The sequence below is a fragment of the Lapillicoccus sp. genome (genome assembly GCF_036559105.1).
Classification (GTDB): domain Bacteria; phylum Actinomycetota; class Actinomycetes; order Actinomycetales; family Dermatophilaceae; genus Lapillicoccus.
Genome location: NZ_DATBTV010000127.1, coordinates 1 through 4,621, shown reverse-complemented (window position 1 = coordinate 4,621; position 4,621 = coordinate 1). Strand labels below are relative to the sequence as shown.

Below are 4,621 nucleotides of genomic sequence, written 5' to 3'. Positions count from 1 at the left end.
CGGCGCCATCGCCGAGGTCCTCGACCCCGTCCCGGACCACGTCCGGCAGACGAGCCGGGCGCTGTTCTCGCTCCGCGACCCCGATGCCGACCTGATGGAGGTCGTCGCGCTCGACGGCGACCAGCTCGAGGCGGTCCGGGGTGGTGCCCCGACCAGCCGGATGCACTTCTTCGAGTTCGGTGAGCTGTCGGTGGACGTGGAGCTGACCGTGACCGACGAGTTCTGTGACGTCGTGGGTGTCGTCGCGGACCCGGGCGGCTCGGCGGGGACGTCGCTCACCCTCGACACGATCTCCGCCTCGTTCACCACGATGCCCGACGAGGACGGTCGGTTCGAGGTGCGTCAGGTGCCGACGGGCATGGTCCGCCTCTGCCTGCGACGCGGTCCCCGGTCGACGGTGACGACGCCGTGGTTCGACGCCGGCTGAACCGGACGCCCGCTACGCACCCCACGCGGTGAACGACGCGGCGGTCGCCGCGAGGAGCGGGTCCTGGGCCAGAGCGGTCCGTGCCGCCAGCAGTCCCTCGGCCAGGGAGCCGCCTACGGCCACGGCGGAATGCACCTCGGCCATGACGGAGACCGTGGCCGCGTCGTTGACCGGGACGACGCTGGCGACGACGCTCCGGCAACCGATCGCGAGCAGGCCCGACACCAGTCCCAGCGCTTCGTTCTGACCGAGCGGCATGAGTCCTCCGGAGTCGCAGGCGGACAGCACCACCGATCGGGGGGGCTGGGTCAGCCGGTCCAGGTCGTGGAGCATAAGGGGCCCGTCCCAGAGCATCAGTGACGAGAACAGCGGCGCGTCGGCACGGAAAACGCCATGCGCAGCGATGTGTCCCAGCCGCGCCCCGTCGAGGGCGCTCAGACTGGCGTCAACGGTGGCCCGACGTCCTCTCAGGACCGTTGCGGTGTGGTGGATCTCCTCGAGATGTGTCACTTCCTGCTGTCGGGTACTGAGCCCAGGTCCGGTCACCAGTGTCACCCCGACGCCCGTGCCGCCCGGGACCGTCGGCGTCCTCACGGCCTTCTGCCACAGGGAAGCCGAGGGGGTCACGGAGATCGCCGAACCGCGCAGTCCGGGCAGGAGCCCAAACGGCGCGGAGAGCAGGCTGGCCGGTGGAGCGATGACCAGCGCGTCCGGTACCGGCGAGGGAAGCGCGTCGGCGAAGAGGGCGGCCTGGAGTCTCTCCGCCGTGTGCTCCAGGTTCCCTGTCCGCCCGTAGGCGGCGCGTCGCAAGGCGAACCGTGCGAAGTTCGCCTCGGCCACGGCTCGCTCGTAGGGGCCGATGACATGTTTCGTCGCCCGGCCGTGCGACACCACGACGGCGTACAGCGTGGCGTCGATGCGCATCAGGGACACCAAGGCGCTCGTGCCCACGTCGTGGATCAGCTCGGGGATGTTCGGCCCCGAGACCGCCGTCCGCTCGCGCTGGAGCTGGCGGTAGCGGGCTCGGACTGCGGCCTCCAGCCGGTCACGCTCGCGAGCGAGGCCGTCGTCGTCCGGATGAGCGTTGAGCCGGCGTGACACGTCTCGAAGAGCTCCCGCCTCGCGACCGAGGTCGCTCACTGATGGCGATCGAGCCGGCTTGTCCACCAGCGCGGTTCCGCGCCATCGCTCGGCCCACCACAAGAGCTGTCGTGCTCTCCCGGAGGTGGCGGCCGCCCGAACCGCGAGCTCGGCCAGATCGAGCCCGGGCATGGCGGCTCGCGCTCGCAGCTCCATGTCGCCGATCACCGCGCGGTGCTCGTCGACCGCGTCGAGTCCGACGCGACAGGCATGGAACATCGCGCGTCGGTCACCGCCTTCCTCGGCGAGCAGAGCGGCGGCCAGCCATCCCGTGGCCCGGTCGAGCGGCGGGCCCGAGCCGCGGGCCGTCGCGGCCTCCTCGAGGAATGCGCGCCCCGACCGACCACGAGCATGCGCGACCCGCGCCTGGAGCAGAAGAGCAGTCGGGAGACCGCGAGGATCGTGCAGGCGCACGCTGCGGACCAGCCGGCGGACGACCTCGGCCAGCAGTCTCAGCTCGTCGAGGGCCACGTCCTGGAGGTCCTGCGCCTCCTGGGTCAGCGTGGTGTGGTCCTCGACCAGGCTGGCGTACCTCGCCTCCGCGGAGACCAGCCGGGCTTCGACCGACAGTCGCGCTCGACCGTGACTTCGGAAGAGGGCCGCCGACGCGGTGGCCTTCTCGACCGCGAGCAGCGGCTCACCGTCGGCCAGGGCGCCCTTCCCCGAGGCGAGCAGGAGTTCCGCCGTTCGCAAGGGTGGGTCGTCCGCTGCGAGCAGCTTCGCGTCGACCAGGTCACGGGCCTCGGACGCGAGTCCCGCCACCAGCAGCGCCTCAGCGCGATCGAGGACGAGTTCGACTGGATCGAAACCCTCTGCGGCGTAACGGGATCCGGCGCTGGACATCAAGGTCAACGCCTTGATGAGATCGCCGCTGTCGAGGGCGACGCAGGCGCGGTTGTGCAACGCGATCGTGGCCTCAGAAGTAGCGCCGATCGCGGTGAAGATGGCCTCGGACTCGGCCAGGTCGGCGATGGCCAGCTCGAACTCGCCCCTGGCTCTCCGGACATCACCACGCAGGCTGAGCGCCCGTCCCTCCCACAGGGCGATGTCCTGTTGGCGGCAGAGCCGAATGGCCTCGTCCAGGTCCTGGATCGCGGCTTCGTGGCGGCCCAGGAGCCACATCGCACCACCCCGGCGGTAGTAGATCGTGGCTTGGTCGGCCGGCTGCGCCAGGGCTACGGCGCGGTCGAGCTCCTTGACGCCGCGGTGGGCGTGTCCGGCCATGACGAACGTCGCACCGCGGGTCGCGAGCACGTCAGCGACCCGGCCCTGGTCCACCCGGCGCGCGCGCCGCAGTGCCTGGCCGGCGTGCTCCAGAGCCTGTTCGAGTGATCCACGCTGTCGCAGGACGATCGCTATCGCCTGGTGGGCGTAGGAGGCCGAGACGTCGTCGGGATCTTCTCGCAGCAGCGACGAGGCGGCCGCCAGCGCACGCTCCGGGTCCGAGATGGCGGTGCCCGGCATGAGTTGCGCGGCAAGAGTGGTATCAACGGGGTTCGAGGAATGCTCTGAGTCCTGAAGGGGCTCGAGGTCGCTTGAGTCCGACGTGCTCTTCATCAGCTGCGAGGTCCCGTCATGGCTGTTCACGACCCGTCCAACCCCGACAACCCGCCGGTCGACGTGCGGTACTGGCGAGAGCGGACACCGGAGCTCGCCCGTCGCCGATCCAGAACACAGGCCGCGCTCATCAGGGAGTCTTTCGAGGAGGATCGTCCGTCGTTGCGGAGGCGTGGGCGCATACCGAGCCTCGTGACGCCGCGCTACTCGGGCGAGGACTTCCAGTACTTCTATCGCCAGAGCACGCTGCTGACCCTAGGCCGCGACGCCGCCGATGTGTACCGGGTACTCGGCATCGCCGACCTGGACCGGCCCCGGGTCGGGCCGGGTGAGAGACTGCACCGACTCACGCTCCCGGACCGTGTCGGCGTCCACACCAGCCTGAGTCGACTGGACGGCGAGCTGGGCCCCGGGGTCGCGACACCGGATCACGTGGTGCACCTCTGCGGCAACGGCGTGATATGCCCGGCCACCGAGCCGTTCCCCACCACCGCCACCGGCCCGACCCCGTCGGTGAACCTGGACGCGGAGACCGATGGGCGTCGCGCTCGAGTCGTCCTGATCGACACGGGGCTGACCTCCGGAGTGGTCTCGCGCCACCGCAACCTCAAGGGTGTCCGAGGCGATCGGGAACAGGCCGATCTGGGTCACTACCGAGGCCACGGGGTGTTCGTGGCTGGGGTGCTGCGCGCGATGGCACCGGCAGCGCAGGTGCACGTCGAGGCGTTGCTGTTCGAGCGGGGAGCCGTCCTCGAGAGCGACCTGGCGCCGGCGATGCATCGAGCCCTGGACCAGGCTCCGGACATCATCTCGATGTCCGCCGGCACCCGGACGCGGAGCGGACTGCCGCTGAAGAGCCTTCAGTCGGTGTGGGAGGACCGGTTGCGCCATCTCAAGGGAACGGTGCTGGTGGCGGCCGCCGGCAACGACGGCGACTGGCAGCCGTTCTACCCGGCGGCCTTCCCGTGGGCCGTGTCGGTCGGCGCCCTGAACTCCACGGTGGAACGCCGGGCCGGATACAGCAACTACGGCAGCTGGGTGGACGTCTACGCCCAGGGGAGCCGCATCGTCAACGCCTACCCCAACGGGACGTACCACTACGTCGAAGAGCCCATGAAGGGCCAGCCCGACGCCACGTTCACCACTGGGCTGGCCTCCTGGTGCGGCACGTCGTTCTCCACGCCGATCGTCGCGGGCCTCATCGCGGGCCGGATGACGTGGAGTGGTGAGAGCGCCCGCGAGGCCGCCGACACGCTGCTGGTGCTGGCGCGTAAGAACGCCAAGCTCGGAGTCGGAGCGGTGCTCGAGCCCGGTATGGCTCGGATCAGGAGCTGACGCGACCGGGGGTCATGGTTGCTTGAACCGGCCCCAGCCGTGCCACCGGTCGATGTCGACCCGGGCGGTCACGCGGGGTCGGTTCCGGACGCCGTAGGGCTCGCCGTCGTAGTGCGTCGAGATCCGGTCGATGTCGACGAGGTCGGTGTCGGGGATCCACTC

At 70.4% G+C, this 4,621-nt stretch carries 3 protein-coding genes; 2 read left to right on the top strand and 1 reads right to left on the bottom strand.

Annotated features, from left to right (window positions below):
* On the top strand, positions 1–427 hold a 427-nt coding region (locus VIG79_RS16085), incomplete at its 5' end, for a carboxypeptidase regulatory-like domain-containing protein (RefSeq protein WP_331887489.1).
* A gap of 12 nt (positions 428–439) precedes the next feature.
* Here VIG79_RS16085 and VIG79_RS16080 read toward each other — a convergent pair.
* Positions 440–3,031, bottom strand: coding sequence for a CHAT domain-containing tetratricopeptide repeat protein (locus VIG79_RS16080; protein WP_331887488.1), 2,592 nt, complete (start codon positions 3,029–3,031; stop codon positions 440–442).
* Positions 3,032–3,142: 111 nt separating this feature from the next.
* Between VIG79_RS16080 and VIG79_RS16075 the strand changes: the two genes are divergently transcribed.
* Entirely contained in the window at positions 3,143–4,459 is a 1,317-nt protein-coding gene (locus VIG79_RS16075; protein ID WP_331887487.1) for a S8 family peptidase, read from the top strand.
* Positions 4,460–4,621 lie beyond the last annotated feature (162 nt).